The 26,638-nt window shown below is 35.7% G+C and carries 23 protein-coding genes, 2 tRNA genes, 2 rRNA genes and 1 pseudogene; 7 read left to right on the forward strand and 21 right to left on the reverse strand.

What is annotated here, in order from left to right; translation table 11 throughout:
- The first annotated feature begins 45 nt into the window (after window positions 1-45).
- Entirely contained in the window at window positions 46-1,272 is a 1,227-nt protein-coding gene (locus A9178_RS15705; protein WP_068676988.1) for a helix-turn-helix domain-containing protein, read from the forward strand.
- 202 nt (window positions 1,273-1,474) lie between these two features.
- On the opposite strand, the gene A9178_RS15710 is transcribed toward A9178_RS15705, so the two are convergent.
- Together A9178_RS15710 and A9178_RS15715 are read right to left on the reverse strand one after the other, a co-directional pair.
- Window positions 1,475-1,828 (reverse strand): DnaA N-terminal domain-containing protein, encoded by a 354-nt coding sequence (locus A9178_RS15710; protein WP_068676991.1) that lies wholly within the window; start codon window positions 1,826-1,828, stop codon window positions 1,475-1,477.
- Window positions 1,829-2,056: 228 nt separating this feature from the next.
- Entirely contained in the window at window positions 2,057-3,493 is a 1,437-nt protein-coding gene (locus A9178_RS15715; protein WP_068676993.1) for a DHA2 family efflux MFS transporter permease subunit, read from the reverse strand.
- A 171-nt stretch (window positions 3,494-3,664) separates the two neighbouring features.
- Here A9178_RS15715 and A9178_RS15720 point away from each other — a divergent pair, with 171 nt between their 5' ends.
- On the forward strand, window positions 3,665-4,213 hold the full coding sequence (locus A9178_RS15720) for a TetR/AcrR family transcriptional regulator (protein ID WP_068676994.1): 549 nt from the start codon (window positions 3,665-3,667) through the stop codon (window positions 4,211-4,213).
- Between the two features lie 184 nt (window positions 4,214-4,397).
- Here the strand turns inward: A9178_RS15720 and A9178_RS15725 are convergent.
- From A9178_RS15725 to groES, 5 genes and pseudogenes are all read right to left on the reverse strand, one after another.
- Window positions 4,398-5,292, reverse strand: a pseudogene (locus A9178_RS15725) (3-hydroxyacyl-CoA dehydrogenase).
- Between the two features lie 471 nt (window positions 5,293-5,763).
- A complete protein-coding gene (locus tag A9178_RS15730) occupies window positions 5,764-6,096 on the reverse strand; it encodes a hypothetical protein (protein ID WP_068677000.1) in 333 nt (110 codons plus the stop codon).
- Between the two features lie 288 nt (window positions 6,097-6,384).
- The gene (locus tag A9178_RS15735) at window positions 6,385-7,302 is read right to left on the reverse strand and encodes an RpnC/YadD family protein (RefSeq protein ID WP_231889867.1); all 918 of its coding nucleotides are present in this window, start codon (window positions 7,300-7,302) and stop codon (window positions 6,385-6,387) included.
- A 311-nt stretch (window positions 7,303-7,613) separates the two neighbouring features.
- Complete coding sequence (gene groL, locus A9178_RS15740; RefSeq protein ID WP_068677001.1) at window positions 7,614-9,242, reverse strand: chaperonin GroEL; 1,629 nt, start codon at window positions 9,240-9,242, stop codon at window positions 7,614-7,616.
- Window positions 9,243-9,288: 46 nt separating this feature from the next.
- Window positions 9,289-9,573, reverse strand: coding sequence for a co-chaperone GroES (gene groES / locus A9178_RS15745; RefSeq protein ID WP_047185549.1), 285 nt, complete (start codon window positions 9,571-9,573; stop codon window positions 9,289-9,291).
- A 332-nt stretch (window positions 9,574-9,905) separates the two neighbouring features.
- On the opposite strand from groES, the gene A9178_RS15750 reads away from it, so the two are divergent.
- Window positions 9,906-10,607 (forward strand): CPBP family intramembrane glutamic endopeptidase, encoded by a 702-nt coding sequence (locus A9178_RS15750; protein ID WP_068677003.1) that lies wholly within the window; start codon window positions 9,906-9,908, stop codon window positions 10,605-10,607.
- Window positions 10,608-10,641: 34 nt separating this feature from the next.
- Here A9178_RS15750 and A9178_RS15755 read toward each other — a convergent pair whose 3' ends face one another.
- On the reverse strand, window positions 10,642-11,277 hold the full coding sequence (locus A9178_RS15755; protein WP_068677005.1) for a redox-sensing transcriptional repressor Rex: 636 nt from the start codon (window positions 11,275-11,277) through the stop codon (window positions 10,642-10,644).
- A 156-nt stretch (window positions 11,278-11,433) separates the two neighbouring features.
- Here A9178_RS15755 and A9178_RS15760 point away from each other — a divergent pair, with 156 nt between their 5' ends.
- Window positions 11,434-13,359: an ABC transporter ATP-binding protein gene (locus A9178_RS15760; RefSeq protein WP_068677006.1), complete on the forward strand. Its 1,926-nt coding sequence runs from the start codon at window positions 11,434-11,436 to the stop codon at window positions 13,357-13,359.
- Window positions 13,360-13,784: 425 nt separating this feature from the next.
- On the opposite strand, the gene A9178_RS15765 is transcribed toward A9178_RS15760, so the two are convergent.
- From A9178_RS15765 to A9178_RS15795, 7 genes are all read right to left on the reverse strand, one after another.
- Complete coding sequence (locus A9178_RS15765) at window positions 13,785-14,957, reverse strand: FtsW/RodA/SpoVE family cell cycle protein (RefSeq protein WP_068677007.1); 1,173 nt, start codon at window positions 14,955-14,957, stop codon at window positions 13,785-13,787.
- 295 nt (window positions 14,958-15,252) lie between these two features.
- Window positions 15,253-16,263, reverse strand: a complete 1,011-nt coding sequence (gene tsaD, locus A9178_RS15770) for a tRNA (adenosine(37)-N6)-threonylcarbamoyltransferase complex transferase subunit TsaD (protein WP_068677009.1) — start codon at window positions 16,261-16,263, stop codon at window positions 15,253-15,255.
- Window positions 16,260-16,709: a ribosomal protein S18-alanine N-acetyltransferase gene (gene rimI / locus A9178_RS15775; protein WP_068677011.1), complete on the reverse strand. Its 450-nt coding sequence runs from the start codon at window positions 16,707-16,709 to the stop codon at window positions 16,260-16,262. Before rimI ends, tsaD begins: the two co-directional genes overlap by 4 nt.
- Before the next feature lie 2 nt (window positions 16,710-16,711).
- Window positions 16,712-17,410 (reverse strand): tRNA (adenosine(37)-N6)-threonylcarbamoyltransferase complex dimerization subunit type 1 TsaB, encoded by a 699-nt coding sequence (tsaB, locus tag A9178_RS15780; protein WP_068677013.1) that lies wholly within the window; start codon window positions 17,408-17,410, stop codon window positions 16,712-16,714.
- Window positions 17,411-17,422: 12 nt separating this feature from the next.
- Window positions 17,423-17,875 (reverse strand): tRNA (adenosine(37)-N6)-threonylcarbamoyltransferase complex ATPase subunit type 1 TsaE, encoded by a 453-nt coding sequence (gene tsaE, locus A9178_RS15785; protein ID WP_068677015.1) that lies wholly within the window; start codon window positions 17,873-17,875, stop codon window positions 17,423-17,425.
- A 352-nt stretch (window positions 17,876-18,227) separates the two neighbouring features.
- Window positions 18,228-18,304, reverse strand: a tRNA-Asp gene (locus A9178_RS15790).
- A 148-nt stretch (window positions 18,305-18,452) separates the two neighbouring features.
- Window positions 18,453-18,529 (reverse strand) — tRNA-Met (locus A9178_RS15795).
- Window positions 18,530-18,759: 230 nt separating this feature from the next.
- Here A9178_RS15795 and A9178_RS15800 point away from each other — a divergent pair.
- Window positions 18,760-19,593, forward strand: coding sequence for a metallophosphoesterase family protein (locus A9178_RS15800; RefSeq protein ID WP_068677017.1), 834 nt, complete (start codon window positions 18,760-18,762; stop codon window positions 19,591-19,593).
- A gap of 113 nt (window positions 19,594-19,706) precedes the next feature.
- Here the strand turns inward: A9178_RS15800 and A9178_RS15805 are convergent, their stop codons facing one another.
- From A9178_RS15805 to A9178_RS15820, 4 genes are all read right to left on the reverse strand, one after another.
- On the reverse strand, window positions 19,707-20,531 hold the full coding sequence (locus A9178_RS15805; RefSeq protein ID WP_231889868.1) for a carbohydrate ABC transporter permease: 825 nt from the start codon (window positions 20,529-20,531) through the stop codon (window positions 19,707-19,709).
- 15 nt (window positions 20,532-20,546) lie between these two features.
- Complete coding sequence (locus tag A9178_RS15810; RefSeq protein ID WP_082918235.1) at window positions 20,547-21,476, reverse strand: carbohydrate ABC transporter permease; 930 nt, start codon at window positions 21,474-21,476, stop codon at window positions 20,547-20,549.
- Window positions 21,473-22,564 carry an ABC transporter ATP-binding protein gene (locus A9178_RS15815; protein WP_068677025.1) on the reverse strand — a complete coding sequence of 364 codons (1,092 nt, stop codon included), beginning with the start codon at window positions 22,562-22,564 and terminating at the stop codon, window positions 21,473-21,475. Before A9178_RS15815 ends, A9178_RS15810 begins: the two co-directional genes overlap by 4 nt.
- Before the next feature lie 76 nt (window positions 22,565-22,640).
- Window positions 22,641-23,939 (reverse strand): ABC transporter substrate-binding protein, encoded by a 1,299-nt coding sequence (locus tag A9178_RS15820; RefSeq protein ID WP_068677026.1) that lies wholly within the window; start codon window positions 23,937-23,939, stop codon window positions 22,641-22,643.
- Between the two features lie 550 nt (window positions 23,940-24,489).
- On the opposite strand from A9178_RS15820, the gene motA reads away from it, so the two are divergent.
- Together motA and motB are read left to right on the forward strand one after the other, a co-directional pair.
- A complete protein-coding gene (gene motA, locus A9178_RS15825) occupies window positions 24,490-25,290 on the forward strand; it encodes a flagellar motor stator protein MotA (protein WP_068677027.1) in 801 nt (266 codons plus the stop codon).
- Window positions 25,280-26,056: a flagellar motor protein MotB gene (gene motB / locus A9178_RS15830; RefSeq protein WP_068677028.1), complete on the forward strand. Its 777-nt coding sequence runs from the start codon at window positions 25,280-25,282 to the stop codon at window positions 26,054-26,056. Before motA ends, motB begins: the two co-directional genes overlap by 11 nt.
- Before the next feature lie 213 nt (window positions 26,057-26,269).
- Here motB and rrf read toward each other — a convergent pair.
- Together rrf and A9178_RS15840 are read right to left on the reverse strand one after the other, a co-directional pair.
- Window positions 26,270-26,384 (reverse strand): 5S ribosomal RNA (rrf, locus tag A9178_RS15835).
- A 66-nt stretch (window positions 26,385-26,450) separates the two neighbouring features.
- Window positions 26,451-26,638: ribosomal RNA gene (locus tag A9178_RS15840) — 23S ribosomal RNA — on the reverse strand; the annotation flags it as partial.

Genomic DNA, 26,638 nt, shown 5'->3' on the forward strand with positions numbered 1-26,638 from the left:
TATAGCACATTATTTGGCTAATTTTAACGAAAGTAGGATTTTGTAATGAATAACGTATTATTAAATAGGTTAAATAAAATTTGCAATACAATATATAATGTAACGAAAATAAATGTCCAATTCATTGATTTATTTGGGAACCCACGACTACAGTTAGTTCATCATTCTATACCTACTGTTTTACAGAGCAACAATAGTAATAATATACCTTTGGAAAGTCATCAAACATCCAATAGCTACTATTACTTCATGAATTCATACGATCTCGAATATATCGCAACAGATATTTGGAATAACGAGGTTTTAGAGGGGTCCATTCTGGTTGGTCCCTTTATTTCAAGGGTTTCCGAGACCAATTTTATAAGTGATATTATTGCTAATAACCACCTACCCGTTAGCCAAAGAAAACAGCTTTCGCATTTCTATGAGTCATTACCAGCTATATCTAAAAAGGAATACGAATCTATTGGTGAAATTTTAGTCACACTCTGTCATCATGAACCGATTAACGTAGAAAAAGTAACCCCGAAATTAGATGTATCTTCCATCGAACAAGGAAATCGTAAGACAGTCACAGAAGATGACCAGCATATTATTGAAAGAAGATATGAAGGTGAAAAAAAATTAATGGATCTTATTTCAAGAGGGGATAAAAAAGCAATTGCCCAGTTATCTGTTGATTCAAGAGATTTATTTGACTTTTCTAATCGATTCCCAGAAAGTCCGATACGTGTAACAAAGAATATTCTACTTGTTTTTAATACATTGTGTAGAATCGCTACGGAAAAAGGGGGTGTGCATCCAGTATATCTTCATCACATTTCTGAGAAATATGCTATTTGGATTGAAAGAGCAACAACCCTTCGTCAATTAAATAAGTTAGGAGCCAGTATGCCATATGAGTACTGTAATTTAGTTGTAACCAGTTCAACTCGCCACTATAATCCTATCGTAAAAAAGGCTATCGATTATATTCTATTACATTTGGATCAATCCTTAACATTGCAAGAAGTTGCTAAATCTATTCATGTTAATTCCACCTATCTTTCACGAAAATTCAAAGAAGAAACAAAGATGAATTTGATCCAATTCATTCATTATAAAAGGATTGAAGAGGCGAAATTATATTTGCGCACAGGGAATAAAACCATTACAGAAATTGCCTTTTTGGTAGGATTCAATGACGTCAATTATTTTACAAGAGTATTTAAAAAGATAACTTCTTTAACGCCTTCGCAATATATGAACAAATCTGCCTTCGATGATATCTAAAGGACGTTTTATATTTTATTCATTTGAAAAGTGAGAGGATATTCTTATAGTACAAGGGAGTGGATAAATAGTGTTTTGTCGATAAAAAGATCCTTTATAATTGAAATAGGAAGGTGGCACCCTGTCCAAATTCAACTATAAAGGATCTGTCATGTTTGGCAAATGGGTTCCCCCCTTTAACCTGCGATAAAATCAGGAAAATCTAACCTTTATCTTCTAACCGACCAACTCTAGCTTCTAGTTGTTCGATTCTCTTTAGTAATTGATTAATAATGCTATCTTGTTTTGAATAAAAATTACTGGTTGAATATGTGTGTGATTCTTGGGACTTACAACAATATTGAATGCTATATGATTTTTCAGTTATTCCTTTTACTGTTTCAGAAATTAATCCATCATAGTTATGTTCCAGCCAGTCCTTTCCAAACTCATTATCTGCATATACTATAATTGTGTCATTTTCTATTTCTGCCGACGTTTTTTTAAACCAAGTGGCAAAACTTGTATCCGATATTTTTTCACTAATTCTGTTTAATACCTCTGAACAAAGTTCCAATAGAATGCACCTTCCTATCTCACATTTTCTTCACTTGTATTCATTATATATATTCTACCATGAACAGTGATAGTTTATTTTTCTCCAATAATAAAGTTTGTTGAAAAGGCTATCTCCCCCAAAAACGCATATAATGAACTATTTATATTTATTGCCTATTTTGTCTTTTTTGTTTTTGAGAAAAAGTTGTTCCCTTTACATTATTATAGTCGGATTAGTTGAATATTTTTATTGCACCTCATCCGTTTTTTTAGGTGACATAGGTCTTTCCAGTGGTGTTAGGATTGTTATCACCAATGCAATAACCGCTAAAATCATCATAAAGTAGTATGCATCACTTGAGGCAAAAATAGATGTCAGTTCCTCAATTCCCTCTGTCACACCTTGGGTAGCTAAATCACCTGCGTAGTCTGTTGCCTTTGATGTATAAATGGTTACGACAATCGCTGTACCAATCGCGCCTGCAATTTGGCGAACTGTATTATTTACGGCTGTGCCATGTGTAACAAGTTCCTTCGGTAATGCATTTAAACCTGCCGTATTCAGCGGCATTGTAATAAAGCTTAAACCGATGCGTAAGAAAATCGTACGAATCATTAAGAAAGTAAATGTCGTTGTTTCTGTTAAGTCGGTTACAACCCACATTGAAGGAATAACAAAAATTAAACCGATGATGAATAATGGCTTCGCGCCGAATCGGTCATACCATTTTCCAGTAACAGGGGATAAGGCCGCATTGATAATAGCCCCCGGCAATAATAATAGTCCGGCATCAAATGCTGTAAATCCGCGACCATCTTGTAAATAGATTGGTAATAAGATCATATCGGCATATAACATCATCGTTACGATAATGTTAATGAGAGACGTCATTGTAAACGTCTTGTTTTGGAACACACGTACATTTAAAAACGGATCACTTGCACGTAATTGACGTCTTGTAAATAACACTAACACTAACATCCCCACGATAATTGTCGTTAACACTATCGGATCACCCCAGCCATGACTACCAGCATTACTAAATCCATATAATACTAGTCCGAATCCAATTGTTGAGAGAATAACACTTAACACATCCAATTCTGCTTGTGATCCCTCAGATATGTTAATTAAATATTTGAATGCTAATAAAATAATAATTCCTACGAGAGGGATTAACCCAATAAACAACCAGCGCCATGATACATATTCAATAACGAAGCCAGATAATGTTGGTGCTATCGCTGGGGCAAAAATCATAGCAAGCCCTAATAAGCCCATTGCACTTCCCCGTTTTTCAGGTGGGAAGATAAACATAACGACACTCATCATGAGCGGCATAATAATACCTGCACCCGCTGCTTGAATCATACGTCCTATTAATAAAATCGTAAAATTTGGCGCAATTGCACAAAAAATAGAACCAATTAATAATAATAGCATCGAGCTAATAAATAATTGACGCGTTGAAAAACGCTTCATTAAAAAAGCCGTTACGGGAATTAATACACCGTTAACGAGCATGAATCCTGTCGCTAACCACTGTACCGTTGTCGCACTAACATCGAACACTTCCATAAATTTACTTAATGCAACATTTAAAAGTGTTTGATTTAATATCGATAAAAAACCTCCAAGTAGTAACACAAACAGTAATACTTTCTTATTTATTTGTTGAGCCATAGAAATGAATGGACCTCCTCTTTACTTTATCAACACGGTGACGATAAAATGAATTGTAACAAGTTTTAAATGAAGAAACCACCAACAGTTTTTAATAGAACGTCAACTATACAACAGTTTTTTTAGGTGTGTTGTTAAAATATCAGTTTAATAGACAAAGGAGAGGTTAAATTGTCTGCAAAGAAAGAAGATCCACGTGCTATTCGCTCTAAACGTTTATTGAAAGAATCTGTTAAATCATTATTAATTGAATCACAAAATTTACAGGAATTAACTGTTCGAAAAGTAACAGCAAAAGCAGAATTAAATCGCGCTACATTCTACTTGCATTATTTAGATATGCAGGATTTATTGAAGCATGTAGTTTATGATATCTTCAATGATTTGTCTAAGAAATTGTCACCATTACTACAGCTAGAACCAGTAGATTTAGATGAACAGCTGCTTACCTTTTTGGATTATTTTTATCAACACCGAAAATACATATCAGTGTTATTCGAAGAGAAGGCCTTCCAAAAGAAGCTCCATAACTTTATCGTGGAATTCGTTCAAGCTAGGCGCGATCTACAAAGAATAGTAACAGAAGATGCTGTTTCAAAGGATATTATCGCATCTTCTATTCTAGGTATTTTAATGTGGTGGATTCGTGACGGTAAGCATTATAGCTCTGAATATATTGCCAAACAAATGTCGTTATGGATGACTAGAAGGAGACATTAAGAATATTAAAAAGAGGCTTCTCATAAGTTGAGTGAACTTATGAAAGCCTCCATTAAATCCTTTATATTAACAAAAGTTATTATTTCACTCTTAGCTTACATAAAATCCTACACTTCAAGGCTTCAAGGGAAGATTACTTCAACCAATTATTAACACTTAGATAGTCCCCACCATTGTTCCATTATTATTTTAGAAAATCAGGATCTTCAAATTTAGGATTTGGATAGTCATAAAATCCCTTTCGATTCTGTTTCCCAAGTCTTCCTTTATCTAAGAACTCTGTTTTCAAATACTCCGCAATCTCAGCAGCACCCTTATCTCCAGCTTTAGCTTTTGCAAGAGAAAGATTATAAGGTGTATTAATACCAACGACATCTAAAATAGCAAATGGCCCTTTTGGTGCTCCAGTTGCAATCATCCAAGTTTTATCGATGGTTTCCGGGGCAGCAACTCCTTTTACCAATAGTTCTTGAGCAGCATCTAAAAGTGGAACAAGCAAAGAATTTAGGATATATCCCGGTTGTTCTTTATGCAATGGTAAAGCGACCATTCCAATTGCTTTTGCAAATTCAATAACATCTTCAAATACTTTCGGATCTGTTCCCGAATGTCCCATAACTTCAGCCGTGTTGTTTTTCCAAATTTCATTAGCAAAGTGTAAATTTAAGAATTTTTTCCGGACGACCTGTTACTTCTGCAAATTGACTTGGCAACAAGGTGGAAGAATTTGATGCGAATACTGTTTTCTCTGGTGCTGCTTTTGCCAATTTTGTGTAAAAGTCTGTTTTAATTTTTTCAACTTCAGGCACAGCTTCAATAACTAAATCTGCCTCTTTTACTGCTTGTTTTAAATCGGAATAAAAAGACAATCGGTTATAAGCAGTATCCACCTCTTCTTTTGTTGCTCCTAAGTCTTCTTGATAAGCCGATTTTAATTGATAAAATCTTTCTTTTGCTTTTTCTAATGCCTTATCATTAATATCATATACAGATACATTAAATCCTTTAAAAGCTGTTTGGAAAGCAATCTGACTTCCTAAAACACCACTACCTGCTACAGTAATATTTTTATAATCCATTGAAATTCCCCTATCTAATATGTCCTCATCTAAATTTAGACTTATTATAAGACATTTATAGAAATTTATCCTTTACTGTTGAAAATCTTAATTTCTTAAGATAGTTATCTGATAAAGAAGACTTGGTTCAGGTAGGGTTTTAATTCCACCTGAAACTTAGTCGCCCTTATTTCGAAGCTTGGCGACACTTATCTCCCGCCTGTATCTCCAATCCATTGAGTGGATGTGTGATGAGCGAAATTGTCAGATAGTACTATCAAAGTAGAATTATGTTGAAAAGCGGGACAGTGCTTTCCCTTTTGAGTATCAGTGCCAATGGCTATGGCCCCAGTCTCCCACCACTTTAACAAAGTAGCAGGTGACTGACACCATATCCTAAGACAATTGTGATTTTACGGAAGTTTATTTGTAGAAGTTATAAAGAAAGTAGGGAATATGGAGGGATTGAATAAACAACCTTGATGATAAACATCATCCAAAAAACACTGTTACACTCTCTTCTTTTTGTGCTGTTTCTAAGCAGTTTAATAGAAAATCCTGGATTTGCTTTTGATCCCCAATTAGGAAATTATTTTTTGGTAGAGTTGGATTACCCTTACTACATTTTTGTTTATAAGCATTCAAAGCTTCTTCAATTTGCTGTATTGAAAAAGTAGTACTGTTACCTGATCCACTAACTCCTGCATGGTAATCAATTGCATCAAGTAACCTGTACAATATAGTGGCATTATCATTTCCCATGCTAAAACGTGCATAAGCAATTGCTTCTCCAGCTTTATTGTATCCTAAAATATCATGACCCATTAATAGTCCTCCTTTTTAAATTTAAATCTAGTAACTAGAAACAATATACATAGCCTTAAAAGTTCATAAAAATTAGTATTTTGGGGTTTATCACTCCTTTCAGGTTTATTTTTAATAGTTGATTGAACATTTTTTGTTTAAAACAGTATGGAAAATAAAAGGGTGTTAAGGGGGGGATAAATCAAGGTTAAATTAAGGAGTAGTTCAAAATACAGAGGCATAATTCATTAGTTGTTTTCATTTTTTCGTGATTTCAAATACTATGGTATCGGCGACCTTTATTCCTGTTCAAAGTTCCATCTTTTCTTTCATCTTTACGATTTCTTCCATTCGTACATTAGATACCTCCGCAATTAACTCTTCTGGTAATCCTTTTTGAAGCATATTATAGATTACTATTTCTATGCCCTTTTCTATACCTTTTTCTATGCCTTCCTCAATCCCTTTCTTCTTTCCTTTCTCATAATACGAGTTCGGAAGTCGTAGTACCCGATTAGCTTCCTCTCTTGGAAGTTTTGCAATTTCTTCACTCATTCGCTTTTCCTCCTCATTGCTTAAATATAAGTAAGTATTGAAAAAACCATATAAGAGATTCGTTCTAGCTGGATTTAATTCCATTCTACTAATCATTTTTAGAAATTCTAATTTGACTTGCACGCGTTCATCCTCAGTATACCCCATTTTACTTAATAAAGCCGCTGCTATAGGATTGTCCATCTTAATAAACTTTCGCCAATTCGTTTTTATTAAATGAATTTGAAGATAATTAAATTGGAAAACTTGAAAATGGAAAACATTTGAAGTAAAAATGTCGGTTATTTCTCTCTTGTCATCATAACTGAAGACGGCAATTGGAAGGATTGGTTTGCGGTATTTTTCATAGAGGCGGGAGCTGGAAATAAACATTCGTTCATGGAATTCCTTTTGATAACTTGCCTGTGGCTCAATATGAATGAGGATAAATTGTTCTTCTTTTTGCAATTTCACCTCAGCAAGTATATCTATTCTCCTCTTTTCACCTTTTAAAATATCTGTGAAAACCTCTTGTTCTAGGAACTTCACGGCGGTAAAATCAATTTCCTGAAACAACTCGGGGAAAAATGCTTCGATGAACTGTGGGAAGAATGTTTGAATGAGCTCTTTAAATAAGCGATCATGGTCTGTATAAGCTGGCTTGTCTTCTAATATAATAGACGGGGTTAACAATGGCTTACAACCTTTCTAACTAATCGTCATTACCTAGGTCTATTTTATCAGTAATACACATGAAAAGCAATAATTATTGACAGACTATAGGGAATTTTACGCAAAAACGGTATAACAAATAGGTTATCCCTTCTCGTAACTTTACGGCTTATAATTACTATTTAAGGAAAAGTTAAGCAGTGTCACTTCCCGATTTCGAATAAATAACACAAAAAGAGGCTTCCATCAAATTTAATAATTGATAGAAGCCTCTTTATAATGTTTTTCAAAACACACGAGCTTTGATAGATCAGTGTATACGGGGCAATGATTTACATCATTCCTGGCATACCGCCCATACCACCCATATCAGGCATTCCGCCGCCGCCTTCTTCAGGAATGTCCGCTACTACCGCTTCAGTAGTTAAGAACATCGCAGCTACAGATGCAGCGTTTTGTAGTGCTGAACGAGTAACTTTAGCAGGGTCTACGATACCAGCTTCAACCATGTTTACCCATTCGTTTGTTGCAGCGTTAAATCCAATACCAAGTTTTTCGCCTTTTAGACGTTCTACAACTACAGAACCTTCTAAACCAGCATTTTCAGCAATTTGACGTACCGGCTCTTCAATCGCACGAAGTACAATGCTCACACCAGTAGCTTCATCACCTTCAACGTTTAATTCAGCAACTTTGTTGTAGATATTTAGGAATGCAGTACCACCACCAGCTACAATACCTTCTTCAACTGCAGCACGAGTAGAGTTCAATGCATCTTCAATACGTAGTTTGCGTTCTTTCAATTCTGTTTCAGTTGCAGCACCAACTTTAACTACTGCCACTCCACCTGAAAGCTTAGCAAGACGCTCTTGTAATTTTTCTTTATCAAATTCAGAAGTAGTTTCTTCTACTTGAGCACGGATTTGAGCTACACGTCCGGAAATATTTTCTGGGTTACCAGAACCTTCTACGATTGTTGTATTTTCTTTTGTTACAACAACTTTAGCAGCTTGTCCTAGTTGTTCAATGCCAGCGCTCTTCAGATCTAAACCAAGATCTTCTGTGATTACTTCTCCACCAGTTAAGATAGCGATATCTTCTAGCATTGCTTTACGACGGTCACCGAATCCTGGAGCTTTAACAGCTACCGCATTAAATGTTCCGCGAAGTTTGTTCACTACTAACGTAGCAAGAGCTTCCCCTTCAACGTCTTCAGCAATCATAAGTAATGGTTTACCTTGTTGAACTACTTGTTCTAACACTGGTAGAACCTCTTGAATGTTAGCGATTTTCTTATCTGTAATTAGGATGTAAGGATTTTCTAGAACTGCTTCCATTTTGTCTTGGTCAGTAACCATATATGGAGAAGCATATCCACGGTCAAATTGCATACCTTCTACTACATCTAATTCAGTAGAGAAACCTTTAGATTCTTCAATTGTGATAACACCATCGTTACCAACACGTTCCATTGCTTCTGCGATTAATTGACCTACTTCATCATCAGCAGATGAAATAGCAGCAACTTGTGCAATTTCTTCTTTGCTATTAACGGAAGAAGAAATATTTTGTAATTCTTCAACTGCAGTTGCAACAGCTTTTTCAATACCACGACGAATTCCTACAGGGTTTGCACCAGAAGTTACGTTTTTAAGTCCTTCACGAATCATTGCTTGAGCTAGAACTGTAGCAGTTGTTGTACCGTCACCAGCTACATCATTTGTTTTAGATGCTACTTCAGATACTAGTTGAGCACCCATGTTTTCAAATGCATCTTCTAATTCGATTTCTTTAGCAATCGTAACACCGTCATTTGTAATTAAAGGGGAACCGAATTTTTTATCAAGAACAACGTTACGACCTTTTGGCCCTAAAGTTACTTTTACAGCATTAGCTAATGTGTCTACTCCACGTAGCATTGCACGACGTCCGTCTTCATTAAACTTAATTTCTTTAGCCATGAAACATCCTCCTTAAATAATCTATTAAGTATTTTTAAATCTTAACTTATTCTACGATAGCTAAGATATCACTTTCACGTAAGATTAAGTATTCAGTACCTTCGTATTTCACTTCTGTACCTGCAAATTTAGAGAAGATAATTTGGTTACCTTCTGCTACTTCAAGAGGTACTCTTTCACCATTGTCTAAAACACGACCAGTACCAACCGCTACAACTTTACCTTCTTGCGGTTTTTCTTTCGCTGAGTCTGGAAGTACGATACCGCTTGCAGTTTTTTCTTCTTGTTCAACAAGCTCGATAATAACACGATCTCCTAGTGGTTTAATCATGTACATTAGCCTCCTTGACTATTTCATTTTTTATTTTATCTATTTTGATTATTAGCACTCAACATTCACGAGTGCTAATCCCAATTAATATAATAATGAATTCTATAAAAAATTGCAAGCAATGTATCTATAAAAAATTATAAAACTTTATTAATAGAATACCTCTGAGTATAGTAAAAAAAATACCTATGTTAAAATAACAATTATGTATAGAAGGATGTAAATTTCTCTTTTTCTTTAAAAATGAACTTTCTCATTATACCTATTGGAAGTTGTTAATATACTTACTAATAGATATCATCCTCACACTAATTAAAAGGAGTCGTTTTATATTGCCTAAAAGATATTGGTATATCATATTGACGTATATTGTTACACAATTATCGAGCTTCCCCGCAGCAATGATTGCCCTAAATTACTATCCTGATAACTATACGGAAGTAGTCATTTATTGGAGTATATTCAGTTTCTGTTTAGCATTACTCATTACACTCTTACTTCTTAAAACAGATATGAAAATGCCACTCCACCGGGATGCTTCCACGATAGGGAATGTCATTTTTTGGTCGATCATCGGTTATTTCTTAGCGAATATTGTAAATGTTGTTGCATCCTTGATTGAAATGAATGTTTTAGGGATTTCACCAGAATCAGATAATACACAGAATATTATGGATATCTCTAGAGCAATTCCCTTATTTATGATTATCCCTGCCATCATTGCGCCGATTCTGGAAGAAGTTATTTTTAGAAAGATTATTTTTGGAAGCTTATATAAAAGGTTAAACTTTTTTATTTCAGCCTTACTCTCCGCTTTCATCTTTGGCGCAATTCATGGAGAATTTCAACACTTGCTTGTATATTCATCCATGGGATTTGTTTTCGCCTATTTATACGTAAGAACAAAACGAATTTTAACACCTATCATTGTCCATGCTGCCTTAAATACAACGACCGTCATTGCCCAATATTCTTTAACACCAGAGGAATTCCAACAACAGCTTGATCAATTACAAATGATTTTTCTTATGTAAACATTAAGAAGGAGTAGCGAATTCGCTACTCCTTCTATTCTACCTCTAATGGATAATGTTTTAAGAAATAAACTAATGATTGTAATTCAACAGCTAAATCAATATGATGAACACGAACATGGCTTGGGACAGTAATTCTTGCCGGGGTGAAATTTAAAATTCCGTTTACACCTTCTTTGACTAACCTCTCCGCAATTTCCTCAGCCTCTGAAGCAGGTACTGTTAAGATAACAACTCGAATGTTATCTAATTCTTTCTCGATATCATCTACATGATAAATAGGAACCCCATCAATATCTTTTCCAACCTTTGAAGCATCCGCATCAAATGCCTTTGTAATGCGTATATTATTATTTTTTAAGAAACTATATTTTAAAAACGCCGTACCGAGGTTACCTGCACCAATCAATGCCACTTCTGTTACTTCATGTTGATCTAATGTACTCCGAAAAAAGCCTAGCAAGTATTCTACGTTATATCCATAACCTTTTTTACCTAGAGCTCCAAAGTAAGAAAAGTCTCTACGTATGGTTGCAGAATCAACTTTCACCGCTTCACTCAGTTCTTTTGAGGATACGCGTCTTTTCCCCTGCTGATTTAAATTATTTAAAAAACGATAATACAATGGCAGGCGTTTAGCAGTAGCTTGTGGTATTTTGTTTTGATCCATCGCTTTTCCTCTCTTCAATTCATAATCATCTTTATCTATAGTCTCTTTCATTTTAGCAGAATTACAACAAAAAGTCGTGATATTTTTCACAAATTAATTATGTTGCTTCTATATTTACAGGTAAGGTAAAATTAGAAGTATTGGGGTGAAATCACAATGATACTGATGCAACTGAATGGACTATCAAAATCTTTTGGTGCAGAAGAAATTTTGTCCAATATAAAAATAGAAGTTAAAGATAAGGAACGTATCGCCATTGTCGGAAGAAATGGTGCTGGAAAATCCACATTATTAAAAATAATGGCAGGCGAACTCTCCTACGATGAAGGGGAGTTAATTAAACCTAAAGATGTGACGATTGGCTATCTTTCGCAACATATGTCTTTAGAATCTGGAAAAACCATCTGGGATGAAATGCTTGAAGTATTTAACCCATTATTAGAACAGGAAAAACAATTAAGATTAGTCGAAAAGAAGATGGAACAAGTAACAGATTTTACTAGTGAAGCTTATAACAACTTGTTAAAGGAATACGATCGATTACAAGTTGATTTTCAAACAAATGGTGGCTACACATTTGAATCTGACATTAAGGCAGTCTTAAATGGATTAAACTTCCAAAACTATGACTATGATACGCCAATCACTGAGTTAAGCGGTGGTCAAAAAACAAGACTAGCATTAGGAAAACTACTACTTTTAAAACCACCATTACTTATACTAGATGAGCCGACCAACCATTTAGATATTGACACATTATCGTGGTTAGAAGTTTATTTAAATAGTTATCCTGGTGCCGTAGTAATTGTGTCCCATGACCGCTATTTCTTGGATAAAACAGTCTCCATTGTTTATGAAATATCTCGACATAAGACGAAGAAATACTTTGGTTCCTACAGTAAATATCTTGATCAAAAAAGCCAGGAATATGAACTAGAATGGAAGGCATTTGAAAAGCAACAAAGTGAAATTAAAAAAATGGAAGATTTCATACAGCGAAATATTGTACGAGCATCCACAACGAAACGAGCGCAAAGCAGAAGAAAACAACTTGAAAAAATAGAACGAATGGACAGACCTCTTGGGGATGAATCATCCGCTTCCTTTTCTTTCCAAATCGCAAAAAGAAGCGGAAATGACGTACTTAAAATTAAAGACCTCTCTTTCCATTATGACGGGGAAAATAAGAATTTATTTTCCAATATTGATTTGGATGTCAATCGTGGTGAAAGAGTGGCTATTGTTGGTCCAAACGGCGTTGGAAAAACAACGTTACTCAAAATTGTTTTAGATAAATTACAAAAAACTTCTGGTGATATCCAAATCGGAACTGGCGTACAAATTGGCTATTATGATCAGGAACAAGCTGAATTATCTTCAACCAAAACCGTTTTAAATGAGCTGTGGGATGAATACCCAACGATTAATGAAAAGGACATTCGTACCGTTCTAGGAAACTTCTTATTTAGCGGTGACGAAGTATTAAAATCAGTACAAACATTAAGTGGTGGAGAAAAAGCACGCCTTGCTCTTGCTAAGCTCATGATGCAAAAAGCAAATCTACTCATACTTGATGAACCAACAAACCACTTAGATATCGATAGCAAAGAAGTGTTAGAAGCTGCATTAACCGATTTTCCGGGAACGATTATTTTTGTTTCGCATGACCGTTATTTTATTAATAAAATAACCGATCAAGTTGCTGAGATGAATCGAGATAGTATTTCTATCTATCTTGGTGATTACGACTACTACCTAGATAAGAAAGCTGAAGAAGCCGAACACGAACGATTAGAAAAAGAAAAACAACCGATTCAAAAGACGAAAGAGAAGAAGCGTAATTTCAAATTAGATAAGCAACAGCAAAGTTTGTTACGAAAAAAACAAAGAAGAATTACAGAATTAGAAGAACTTATCGATTCGTTAGAACTAGAAATCACAGAAATAGAGGAAAAAATGACGAAACCAGAAATCTTCCAAGACCACGAAAAATCATATGAATTAAACGAAAAAATAATAGCATTAAAAAATAACGTGGAAGAATATATGGAAGAATGGACTACATTACAAGAGGAAATATAAGAACAAAGGCGCAAGCGTCCGTTTAGTGACGTATAGACTGCGCCTGGCCATGCCAGGTGGTCCGATGTTGCCGCGCAAAGCGGCGGTTTTAATCGGACATTCCACTGCCGTAGGAGATAAAGGAAACACGCCTCTTCATAGAGGTGTGCCGACGTTGGCCGCAAAGGCCGATCTTAGTCGGCCTTCCTTAAACACCGAACCGATGTTGACTTTCACCGCAAGGGTATAAGTGCGACTAAGCCTCTTGTTTCACCAATCGGCAAGTCTTCTTTATCGTACGGAGGTGAAGGAAGTCTACTAGTCACTGGGCGCTGGAGCCGGACGCGGCCTTCCTTATGACAAGATTTAATGAGCTAAATTTTTATACTTTCTTATCTATAAACAAAAGCGGAAGCACCCAGTAACTCGGGCGCCTCCGCTTTTGTTTATTTAAATAAATAATCATTTTGAATCGTTTGTTCCACAGAAATGCGATAGATAACAGACAGTCCTATCATTGTGGATAAAACCGAACTTCCTCCATAGCTTATTAACAACAACGGAATACCGGTAATCGGCATAATCCCTAATGTCATCCCAATATTTTGAAAAACATGAACTAGAATTAAACTAAGAAATCCGAAGCAGTAATAAGAACCAAATGAAGAATGCTTGTTTATATTTAAACCTAACGTAACTAACTTATATAAAAGAATAAAATATAGGAAAATAACAAGTGCACTTCCGATAAATCCAAAGCTCTCTCCAATTACGGAAAAGATAAAGTCTGTCTGTGCTTCGGAATAATAAACTTCCACACCATTAAGTCCTTTTCCTAATAATTGTCCTGACCCCAAAGCCATATGGGCACGGTCAAAATGCCATGTTGCATCACTACTCGTTTGTGTAGGATCGAACCAGGTAAGTATACGGTTTACCTGATATTGTTGGATACCTATCACATGTTGTGCAAGCTCTGGGAATTTTATTATAAATCCGAGCAAAGCCCCACCCACTGCAAGCCCTGTCGCAATTAAGCTCAATATAATTTTCCAACTAATACCTGATAAGATAATCATCATTCCTAATATGAATAAATACACCATTGCTGTCCCAAAATCAGGTTGCTTCATAATTAGGAGTACAGGGATAGCCGTAACGATAATTAATTTCAACAATAACATAGCATCCGTTTTAAAATTACTAGCTTCATATTTGTCTTTATGATGACTAATAACACGAGATAGATATAGAGTTGTCGAGATTTTTACGAACTCTGCAGGTTGCAACGATAGGCCAGGTAAGGTGAACCAACTTTTTGCTCCATTGACAGGCTTTGCTATCGATTCTGGACTTATTAACAATATAACTAAAAGAGCTACCCCAGCCATATAAATATAAAGGCTTGCTTTATAGATCTGTTCCAAATCAAAATACTGTATTGCCGCTACTAATAATGCACCAATTGTAAACCAAACAATTTGTTTAAGGACAAAGTTTTCCCCACCATATTGTTCTAATTGCTGTGCATTATAAATTGCTAATAAACTAACACAGACAAAAAGAATAAATAACATAATTAAATCTGTCTGCATATAATAAGATTGTTTCTTATTCATTTAACAATCACCAAATTTCTAATCTAAATCGAAGTGTGTTCAAGCTATAAGACGAAAATAACCCTATAAAGTTTTACTATTCATTAAATTGTGGATAACTTTTTGTCGAAAAGTAAGGTATTTTGTTTATCCACAACGATTTAGCTTAATTTTTCCTTGAAAACATCAGTTATAAACATATTTATGCACAGTATCCACAGGTTTCAAATAAATTACCCACAGATGTTATTCACATGAAAAATGCTTTAATAATAAGTTTTACACAACTTTTCCACAATTATGTTGATAACTTATATTATTTTAGTAACAATGATGCATTAGCATTTAAATCAAGACCAGTACGTTTACCGTTCCAGAAATTAACCGTTCCAGCTGCTGCAATCATCGCTGCATTATCCGTACATAATGATAATGGAGGCACATATAAAGGGATGTTAGTTTCCGAAAAAGCATTCATCAAAGTTATTCTTAACCCTTTATTCGCCGCAACCCCACCTGCAACAATTACCTGTTTTACCTTGTATTCTTTTGCTGCTCTTAATGTCTTCTTAGTAAGTACCTCTATTACACTTGCCTGAAAACTAGCAGCAATATCTTCATCTTTTAAAGTTTCTCCACGTTGTTTGGCATTGTGAATTTTGTTAATAACTGCTGATTTTAATCCACTGAAACTAAAATCATAACTATCTTCTTCTAACCATGCACGGGGAAAATCAATCGTTTCTTTTCCTTCATGTGCTAGTCGATCAATGTGTGGACCACCCGGATAGGCAAGTCCTAGCATACGTGCAACTTTATCATAGGCTTCCCCAGCTGCATCGTCACGAGTTTCTCCTATAACTTCATATTGTCCATGTTCTTTCATCAAAACAAGCTCAGTATGGCCTCCAGAGACAATTAAAGCTAATAAAGGAAATTCAAATTCCTGTTCTAGGCGATTTGCATATATATGACCCGCAATATGATGAACACCAACTAAAGGCTTTTGTTTTGCAAAAGCTAAAGCCTTTGCTGAATTTACCCCTACTAACAGAGCTCCTACTAGACCTGGACCTTCTGTAACAGCAATAGCATCAATGTCATCCCATGTAATCTGTCCTTCATCAAATGCTTGCTCTAACACTAGTGTCATTTGTTCCACATGATGTCTCGAGGCTATTTCAGGTACAACTCCACCAAACCGTTTATGACTCTCAATTTGGGAAGAAACAACGTTTGAAATGATTTCTTTCCCATTTTTTACAATGGCAACTGCTGTTTCATCACAACTTGTCTCAATTCCTAATATAATTGTGTCTTTACTCATACTATATTCACCCACATGACAATAGCATCTTCTCCGCTATCCGTATAATAATTTTTTCGAATTCCACCGGGGACTAAGCCAAACTTACGGTATAACCTTTGCGCAGCTATATTTGACACACGTACTTCCAGAGAAAGTCTTTTCACTTGCACACTTTGAAGCATTTGCATCACAAAGTTGAATAGTTTTTCACCTAGTTTTTTCCCACGATAATCCGGTAGAATAGCAATATTTGTAATTTGCGCATCATCTATTACAATCCACATTCCAACATACCCGACAATTTTCTTATCTATCTCCACAACATAGTAATATGCATGAGCATTATCTATTATTTCCTTATAAAAGATATCCGTTGTCCATGGTGTTGTAAACGATGCTTTTTCTACTACCATTACTTGTTCCACATCAGCAAGCATCATTTCTCGAATAACCATTTCTGCCATTTTTATTTATTTTCCTTTTGCGCTTGTAGCCATTTTGCCTCAGCTTCTGCTAATCTTAAATAATTAGGTGTTAATGTATGTGTATTATCCCCTTCTTTATATAAGCCGGATAAACCTAAAAATCCAGGATTCGCTAGATGAAAAGGCCCTTCTGGAATAATTGCTAAGTCCCCTAAAACATGTTGAATAGTATCCTTATGTTTGATCAATTCCGGACTTAAACATAAAACCTTTTTGTTATCACCTTTTAATTTTAATAAAGCATCTTCCATTGGCAAATTCTTTTCTTCGTATACTAATCTTAATTTAGAATCCTTGAATTCATAAACACCCGCATAGACCAATCCTCGCCTTGCATCAAAAAATGGGAACACGTATCCATCAAAAAATCGGCCTTGATAGGCTAGAACTTCCAAACTTGAAACACCCACCACTGGAATTCCCAAAGCCCAAGCCATTGATTTAGCTATAGAAAGACCGATACGAACGCCTGTATAAGAACCCGGACCCTTAGCTACCACAATTTTATCCAGATCGGCTGGCGTTAGAGAAACTTCTGCCATTAATTTCTCAATTGCAGGCATTAATCGAACGGAATGATTTTTTGCTATGTTTGTAACTATTTCTCCAACAACCTCTTCATCTTTTAATAGAGCAACACCCATTACTTGATTAGACGTATCAATTGCAAGAACGTTCATATACTGTAACTCCTAACTCATCAACTCATTAATTTTAGATTCAAAATGGGAACTATTTGTTAAAAACTCTAAAAGCCTCGAATCCCCATTATATTTTATTCTTATATCTAGTCGATCTATTGGTAAATAGTCTTCAATAAATTGAGCCCATTCAACAACAGATACGCCATCACCATTGAAATACTCGTCAAATCCAATATCTTCATCGGAATATTCTAATCGATACACATCCATATGATACAATGGAAGTCTACCCTCATATTCCTTCACAATCGTAAAGGTTGGACTATTTACCGTACGTTTTATCCCTAAGCCTTTAGCAATCCCTTTTGTGAATGTTGTTTTTCCAGCTCCAAGGTCGCCTTCAAGTGTTAAAACGTCACCTGCTTCAAGTAATGAAGCTAATCTTTCTCCTATTAATTCTGTTTCTTCCGCACTATTCGAAACAATTTGGTGTTTACTCAATTATTCACCTACTTTTTTATAACTTTAACCCTATCTTAGGGCTATAAAGTATTTTATTCAAACTAACATAATGATAGCAAAAAGAATAAAAAAGAAAAAATTTAACGCGATAAGAAATGGTGTTTTATGTTTTTTAGCAGTAAGGAAAGTATAAAATCTTTCCCGTCTGGGGATCCGGTTACTCGCCCCACCGTAAAGATATGCATAAGTGCAACTAAGGCATTCACCCAAAGGCTTGGCGAATGCCAAGTTTTCTAAAAAAGAAAATAGCTTAAAGTATATTTTGAATACTAAAAAACACATGATTATATTAATAAATCATGTGTATTTGAAAGTAATCTTATTAAATAAATGGCGGTCCGGACGGGACTCGAACCCGCGACCTCCTGCGTGACAGGCAGGCATTCTAACCAACTGAACTACCGGACCATTCATTTCCTTCACAGTATCCTTTAATTTCAACTACAAGGGGATGTTTAAAAAAGGTATGATGAATATCTTGGTTGCACTTTACAGCACGACTAATTTTCAATTAGCTTAAGGTGATAATCCGATGAAGTTAATTGAAATAATTCTTTGGTTGCGGGGGCAGGATTTGAACCTACGACCTTCGGGTTATGAGCCCGACGAGCTACCAGACTGCTCCACCCCGCGATATAAGAGAAATATTAAATTAAGCATGTACACTATTTTAAGGTTCTTTATTCAAATATGACTAGATTAGAATAACATAACGTTAACTATTCCGTCAACCTTTTTAAAGGTATGTACTTAGAAACTGATTCCAGACTACATTAAATTTAACCAATCTTAACAGGCTCTCCACTTTGCGTTAATATTCTACCAGTATAATGAGGATAACAAATATTAAGGAGATGATAATTTTGAGAATTGCTTTTATCGGAGATTTACATTACCCGTCTATGGTTGGCAAAAGTAACGAAGTGAAAGAAGCTAGAAATAAATTTTATACTAGATTTCTTCATTCTTTTTTTGAACTAAAGGCTGATTACTATGTTTCTATCGGTGATTTAACCAATTTTGGTAAAGAGGACGAGTTACATGAAGTCTATCAAATCATTCAAAAATACGATAAACCATTTATTCACACCTTTGGCAATCATGATTTATATGGTATTCCAAGAAAAGAAGTGTTAAACATTTCTAACAGAAAACAAAATATTTCCATTGAAACCGATCAAGTAAATCTTATCTCCTTAGAAACAGCACGAGACCACAATCACGAAGACCATAGCGGTTTCTTAAGTGACATGCAATTAGAATGGTTAGAAGGTGAAATTGCACAAAGTGAGGAAAAACTTGTAGTTATCTTTGCACATCATCCAGTTTACGACACTACAGCTAATTCAAATTTTCCATATTTATCAATTGTCCCGGAAGTACCAATTCTTGATATTTTACGCAAAAAGAAAGGTAACGGCATCTACATAAATGGGCATAATCATATAGATTCGATTGAAACGATAGATAATTGGACTTTTGTTCAGGCAAGTGCCATCCTAGATGATCAAAGTATACGCGTATTGGAAATAGACGATAACGAAATATCTATTCAATCCATTCGTGTTGGAAATCCAGAATTAAAAGGTCTTGCACAAATAATTGGTTCAAACATTAATCACTTTCAATTGAATTCACACGGGATTGGCTCCACACCAAACCGAGAAAAGGTTATCAAAAAAATTGCATATGTTTAAGACAAGGCTCCTACTTGGGGCCTTTTTTATATGTTAATAAAGTTTATACTTTCCTCTCTACAAAAAAAGGATGAGTTCCCACCGAAACCCATTCCTCAACCTATGTTATGTATTTATTTAACACCCGTATACGTAAACGCCCTAATAATATGACGCTGTGCAAAGAAAAAGATAATCAAGATTGGTATGACTAGAATAACGTTACCGGCCATCAGAATATTCCATGCGACCCCACCATCCACTTGGCGTAGTTGTGCAATTCCAACAGGAAGGGTACGTGCTTTTTCTGTTGTTGTCATTACAAGTGGCCAGAAATAATCATTCCAGTGTGTAATAAAATTGAATAATCCTAATGTAATCAACGTTGGTTTAGCCATTGGAACCATAATTTTCATCATAATTTTTAAATCAGTCGAATTATCTAAACGTGCAGCTTCTAATAATTCTTCTGGAACTTGCTTAAATGTTTGACGCAACATGAAAATTCCGAATGCACTTGTCGCAAACGGTAAAATCAATCCCCACAACGTATCAAGAATTCCCCACTCACTTAAATTTAGAAATACTGGCAAGAAAATAAGTTGAGCTGGAATCATCATTGTCACCATAACTAAACCAAACAAGGCATTTTTGAAGCGGAATTCATACCTTGCAAACGCATATGCAGCAGGAATTACCGTAATAAATTGAAAGATTAAAATCCCAACCGAGACAATAACACTATTGATGAAATATTGCAGAAACGGCCCAGAATTCCATGCATCCATGAAGTTTTGCCAAATAGGTTCATCTGGAATCCATTTTGGTGGAAAAATCATCGTTTCTCCTAAAGTTTTTAAACTTGTGGAAATCATCCAAATAAACGGCATAGCAAAGATAGCAACAACAATAATTAAACCAATCACATTCAATAATCTTAAAGGCAAGGATGTTTTCAACGTACACATTCCCTTCTATTGGTAATGAACTCTCTTACTCAGAGCTTTAAAATAAATCAATGTTAGAATACCTAAAATAACTAATAAAATCACACCGGCCGCCGATGCATATCCAATTTTAAAAAAGATAAAGCCATTTTCATATATGTAATATACAAGAGTATTCGTTGAATTAAGTGGTCCACCCTTTGTGATAATACTAATCGTTTCAAAAACCTTAATGGAATCCAAGATCCCAATAATCGTTAAGAAAAATAAGCTGGGCGATAACATAGGAAATGTGATTTTTGTAAATCGTCGAATGCCACTAGTTTGATCCAAGGCAGCCGCTTCATATAAATGTTTTGGAATGCTTTGCAATCCAGCAATAATAATCAATGTATAATATCCGATATTTTTCCAAACTGCGATAATAATGAGAGAAGCTAAAGCTATATTTGGTTCTGTTAGCCACGGCACTTTATTAATCCCCACCAAACTCAAAACCCAGTTTAACAAACCATAATCAGCATCCATAATCCACATCCATAGCATCGCAATCGATACGAGCGAAATAATATGTGGACTGAAAACCGCCCCTTGAACAAAACTATACATCCACCCTTGTCTGTTTAACCAGATAGACATGAGAAGCGCAATACTAATAGAAAGCAACACCGTGAAGAAGGTATACATTAGCGTGTTACGAATCACTTGTAAAAACATTGGATCAGACAGCAATACTATAAAATTCTCAAGCCCAACAAATGTTTTATCAGGACTAATGAAATTCCATTCATGAAAACTTAAATAAATCATGTAAAAAATGGGTTGAATGAAAAACACTAGAAAAACGATGATGGCGGGCGCAATGAGAAGATATGGGCGCCACTTTGTTAGCTTTATAGATCTTGGTTTTTCCCCTTCCGATACTTCATTTATATAACTTGACTTCGCTAAATTCATACAAGCACCTCTTCCCTAACCTTTTCGTCTCGCCATTCAAAAGGAAGCCCATCCGTATAAACTCGATTACCTTGCGTATCAAAGAAGTATAATTTATCAAATGGAATGGTGACATGAACTTTCTTCGTATTCATTAATGGGTTATGGAAGCTTTTCACTTGAAACTGCCCTGCATCACTGTTCACCAAATATAATGTCTCTGAACCAAGTGTTTCCATCGTCATGATTTCACAAGGAAGGTGTACTCCAGAAGTCGTTTGCTTTGCCGTTTGTATTTCCGCATGTTCTGGTCTGAAACCTACATGGAAAATTCGCCCATCTGTCATCTTTCCAATATTTCTTTCTAACATTGCTATTGGCAGAACATTCATCGCTGGGATACCAATAAATTTTGCTGCAAATTGATTTTCTGGATTGTGGTAAACTTCCATCGGGGCCGCCTGCTGCATGATATTACCTTTATCTAAAATGACAATCTCATCTCCCATCGACATCGCTTCTACCTGGTCATGGGTCACATAGATGAAAGTAGTTCCTAAGCGTTTATGCAGTTGAATTAACTCCGTCCGCATTTGCCCTCGTAATTTTGCATCTAAATTAGATAACGGCTCATCAAAAATAAAGACCTTTGGCTTTTTCACCATTGCTCTGGCTAATGCCACACGCTGGCGCTGTCCACCAGATAAGTTTTGTGGCCTTTTATCTAAAAACTCAGTAAGGTCCACAATCTCCGCAATTTCCTCTACCATCTTTTTTCGTTCCACTTTTGGTATTTTCATATTTTCTAACCCAAATTCAATATTCCCTCTTACTGTCATCGTTGGGTACAATGCATAGTTTTGGAAAACCATGGAGATTCCTCTTTTTCCAGGCGCCACCTCATTTACTAACTGATCTCCAATCCATATTTCACCAGAAGTAACTTCTTCCAGACCAGCAATCATTCGGAGTGTCGTTGACTTCCCACAACCAGACGGTCCTACCAAAACAGTAAACGACCCATCTCGAATTTCCAAATTCATGTTATCAATCACTTTTTTACTATTCCCATACGCTTTCGAGACATTTTTCAATTGGATTTTAGTCATGATATAACTCCTTAAAGTTGAAATTAATTCATAGGAACGTGACACGAAATACCACGTTCCTATGTGAAACTATTTTTTATTTAATCACACTGGCTGAACGTTCTGCAGCTTGGTCTAGCACGTCCTGTGCATCCAAGCTTGTATCAAGCATTAAACGTTGAATTTCTTCGATAAGAATTTTTTGTACTTCTGGATATCCTTCTACCATTGGACGAGCATTCCCATATTGCAATTGGTCTACTGCAACCTTAAATTGAGGTTTTTCTTTATAAAGTTCTTGCATCGTGTCTGACTCTACTGCAGAAAGTCTGCTTGGTAAGTATCCGGTATACGCGCTGGCATAAGCAGTCTGTTCCGTAGCTGTCATAAATTTAATAAACTCCCATGCAGCTTGTTGTTTTTCCTCATCTAATCCAGAAGTCATTACTAAGTTCGCTCCACCAGTTGGAACACTGCGTTTTTCATTTTCAGGAAACATGATTGTTTCTAATTCATAGCCATTTTCTTCCGCTAATTGCATCATTAAGGTTAAGTCAGCTGTAGAGGAGAAAAACATTCCCGCACGACCCGTAGCAAAATCCTGTCTTGCCATGTCAGATGCTTGTTGCGGCTCTCCACCAGGAACACGCATCGTCCCATCTACAACCATTTCCTTCCAAAGGTTTAAAGCTTCTACTGCCCCTTCACCGTTAAAAGCGACCTTGCCATTCTCAGTGAACATTTCCCCACCAGCTTGAGCAACAAATGCCTCATAGAACCAAATATCTACCGGCATCGAAATCCCAACATGTTCATTATCTGTTAATTTTTCAGCTGCCGATTTAAAATCTTCCCAAGTTTGGATAGACTCTAGATCAATCCCTTTTTCTTCAAACATGGTTTTGTTAATATAAACAATCGGTGTGCTTCTTAAATAAGGAAGACCATAAAGCTTGTCATCTACATAAGAGTTCCCCATTAAACCAGGGTTAAAGTCTTCCATATTAACTTCTTCCGCATCTTGCTCCACAAATGTTGTTAACTCTTGAGTCATACCAGCCCTTGCAAATGTTTCAATCGAAGAAATTTCATTTTGTGTTACTTCTGGAGCATTACCGGCTGCAAGTGCTGCTTGTGTCTTCGAATGTAACTCGTCATAGTTACCTTGGAATTCAGCAGTAACACGGATTTCGTCTTGCATTTCATTAAATTGCTTTACCAGATTTTCATTGTTTTCTCCTATTTTATCTCCCCATGCATACCAATATGTAATTTCAATCGGGCCATCACCTTTAGAACTTGATTCCGAACTTTCTTCTGAACTAGCCGCATCACCACAAGCAGCAAGTAAAAACATCATCGCAGTGAATAGTAATATATAAGAAAACTTCTTCATATCCCCATTCCTCCATTGCTTTTAAATTGAAATTCTAGTTACCTATTAATGGAATGCATTTTCTCCATGAATCCCTCCGTTTCTTACACTCAAAAAGGCCTCCATGTTTGTAATGTCTACACGATGCCCATTCATCCTATTTTGAGCTCTCTCTAATCGCACCATAATACAATTATTAATGTAACAGATAACTATTAACTAGATTTAAAGCCCATGTTAACTTTTGTTAATAGTAGCTTTTATCTAAAAGTGCTTGTTCAAAATGGAGGTTGAAAAATTTACTAAAAATATGTTCCAGAGAATGTTGATGGATTTAATAAACGTATAGAACAGATCTTTGCATGGGAGAACGGACATTGCTGAAAATGTGTTGGCTGAAGGAAAATTATAGACGGAATATGGAATATGGTATCTGAATAACGATAGACTTTCCGAAAAATATATAATCCTATTATCAACTATCCTGTTATTTTTACCGATATATAAGTTAAGTGATAGGTTTTTAATGTAAATTAACCTATTATCAAACTTTAAGGAGGTATAACAACTAATGGATAAATCATCGGTCATTGGTTTAATTTTAGGGATCATTGCAATTGGTGTTGGGATGGTACTTAAAGGTGTTGGTCTAGGTGCCTTAATCAATCCAGCTGCCATTTTAATTATCCTTTTAGGAACGATAGCAGCCGTTACTATTGCTTTTCCAATGAACACTTTAAAGAAGGTACCAGCACTCTTGAAGATACTATTTACGGAGAACAAGCAAACTGACAATAAAGAATTAATTCAAACGTTTGGAGAGATGTCAGATCAAACTCGTAAAGAAGGAATACTGTCCTTGGAAAGTCAATTAAATAACATGGAGGATCCATTTATTAAGTCTGGGATTGAACTTATTGTAGACGGGCAGTCCCCAGACTATATTAAAGAAGTGTTGATAGAAAAAATCGATGCAATGGAAGTAAGGCATGAAGAAGGTGCGGCAATCTTTACGCAAGCAGGGACCTATGCACCAACACTTGGAGTATTAGGAGCCGTAATTGGATTGATTGCTGCATTAGGGGATATGACGGATATTGAGAAGCTAGGCCATGCAATCTCTGCTGCTTTTGTTGCAACGTTATTAGGAATTTTTACTGGATATGTCTTGTGGCATCCGTTTGCTAATAAATTACGGGAAAAGTCAAAACAAGAAATTCGAAAAAAAGAGCTAATTGTTGAGGGAATTCTATCCATTGCAAATGGAAATTCTGCGATGATGGTGAGAGATAAATTAGGAGCTTTTATCGAAACAAAGGAACTTGAAGAACTAAAGAAAGGAAATAATCAGTCGGAGGATAATGATGCGTAGAAAGAAAAAGAAAGGTAACCACATCGACGAGTCATGGCTCCTTCCGTATTCTGATTTATTGACATTATTGGTTGCATTATTTATTGTACTTTTTGCCATGAGTGATATTAATGCTGAGAAATATGAACGACTCTCCCAAGTGTTTGAAAGCGAATTTTCTGCTGGTGGAATTGGAATTCTAGAACAGAATAAGCAACCTACTGAGATACCTACAACACAAAAGGAAGACAATGAAAACGAAGAAAATGATGAGAATAAGGAAAAAAGTAAAACAAATAGTCAACTCGAGCTTGAAAAGTTGCAAGGAATTCAGTTAAGTATTAATGCCTATATCCAGGAGCAACATCTTGAAGGGGATATAGAAACCAAATTAACGGATGAAGGACTATTAATTACGATTGTAAATAATGTCTTCTTTGACTCAGGTAGTGCTGAAGTGAAAAAAGATGGAGAAAGGGTGGCAAGGGAGGTTTCTGAATTACTTGTTGCCGACCCACCACATGAGATTGTAATTAGTGGACATAGTGATGATGTGCCAATTCATAATTCTAGCTATGCATCAAATTGGGATCTAAGTGTAATGAGAGCAATTAATTTTATGCAGTTTATCCTAGAAAATAAAAAATTAAATCCTGCCCTGTTCAGTGCGAAAGGATATGGTGAAAACAAACCTATTGTTCCAAATACAAGTGCAGAAAACAGGGAGAAAAATAGACGCGTAGAAGTACTAATTTTGCCTAATTATGAAATTAATATCACAGAATAAATATCTTTGTATGAAAATACTTATCTACAAAAGCAACACTAAGCTAGGCCCTTCATTTAAATTATTTTGAAGGGCTTAAATTATTACACTATCACTTTAATGTAATGTTTTTTAAGCCGTTTTTATTGATGTATAGATGAATGATATGCTATATCCATTATGCAAAAAAAAGACAGGATATGATTTTTCTATCATGTCCTGTCTTTCAATTTTGCCTGGCAACGTCCTACTCTCGCAGGGGATACCCCCAACTACCATCGGCGCTGGAGAGCTTAACTTCTGTGTTCGGTATGGGAACAGGTGTGACCTCTCCGCCATTATCACCAGACAATAATATTAAATTAAGGTTTATACCTTAAAAACTAAATAAGAGTGAATCAGACATCAAAAGAAGTTAGTTAAGTCCTCGATCGATTAGTATTTGTCAGCTCCACGTGTCGCCACGCTTCCACCTCAAACCTATTAACCTCATCGTCTCTGAGGGATCTTACTCATTTAAAATGATGGGAAGTCTCATCTTGAGGGGGGCTTCATGCTTAGATGCTTTCAGCACTTATCCTTTCCACACGTAGCTACCCAGCT

The organism is Oceanobacillus sp. Castelsardo (assembly GCF_001659985.1).
Classification (GTDB): domain Bacteria; phylum Bacillota; class Bacilli; order Bacillales; family Amphibacillaceae; genus Oceanobacillus.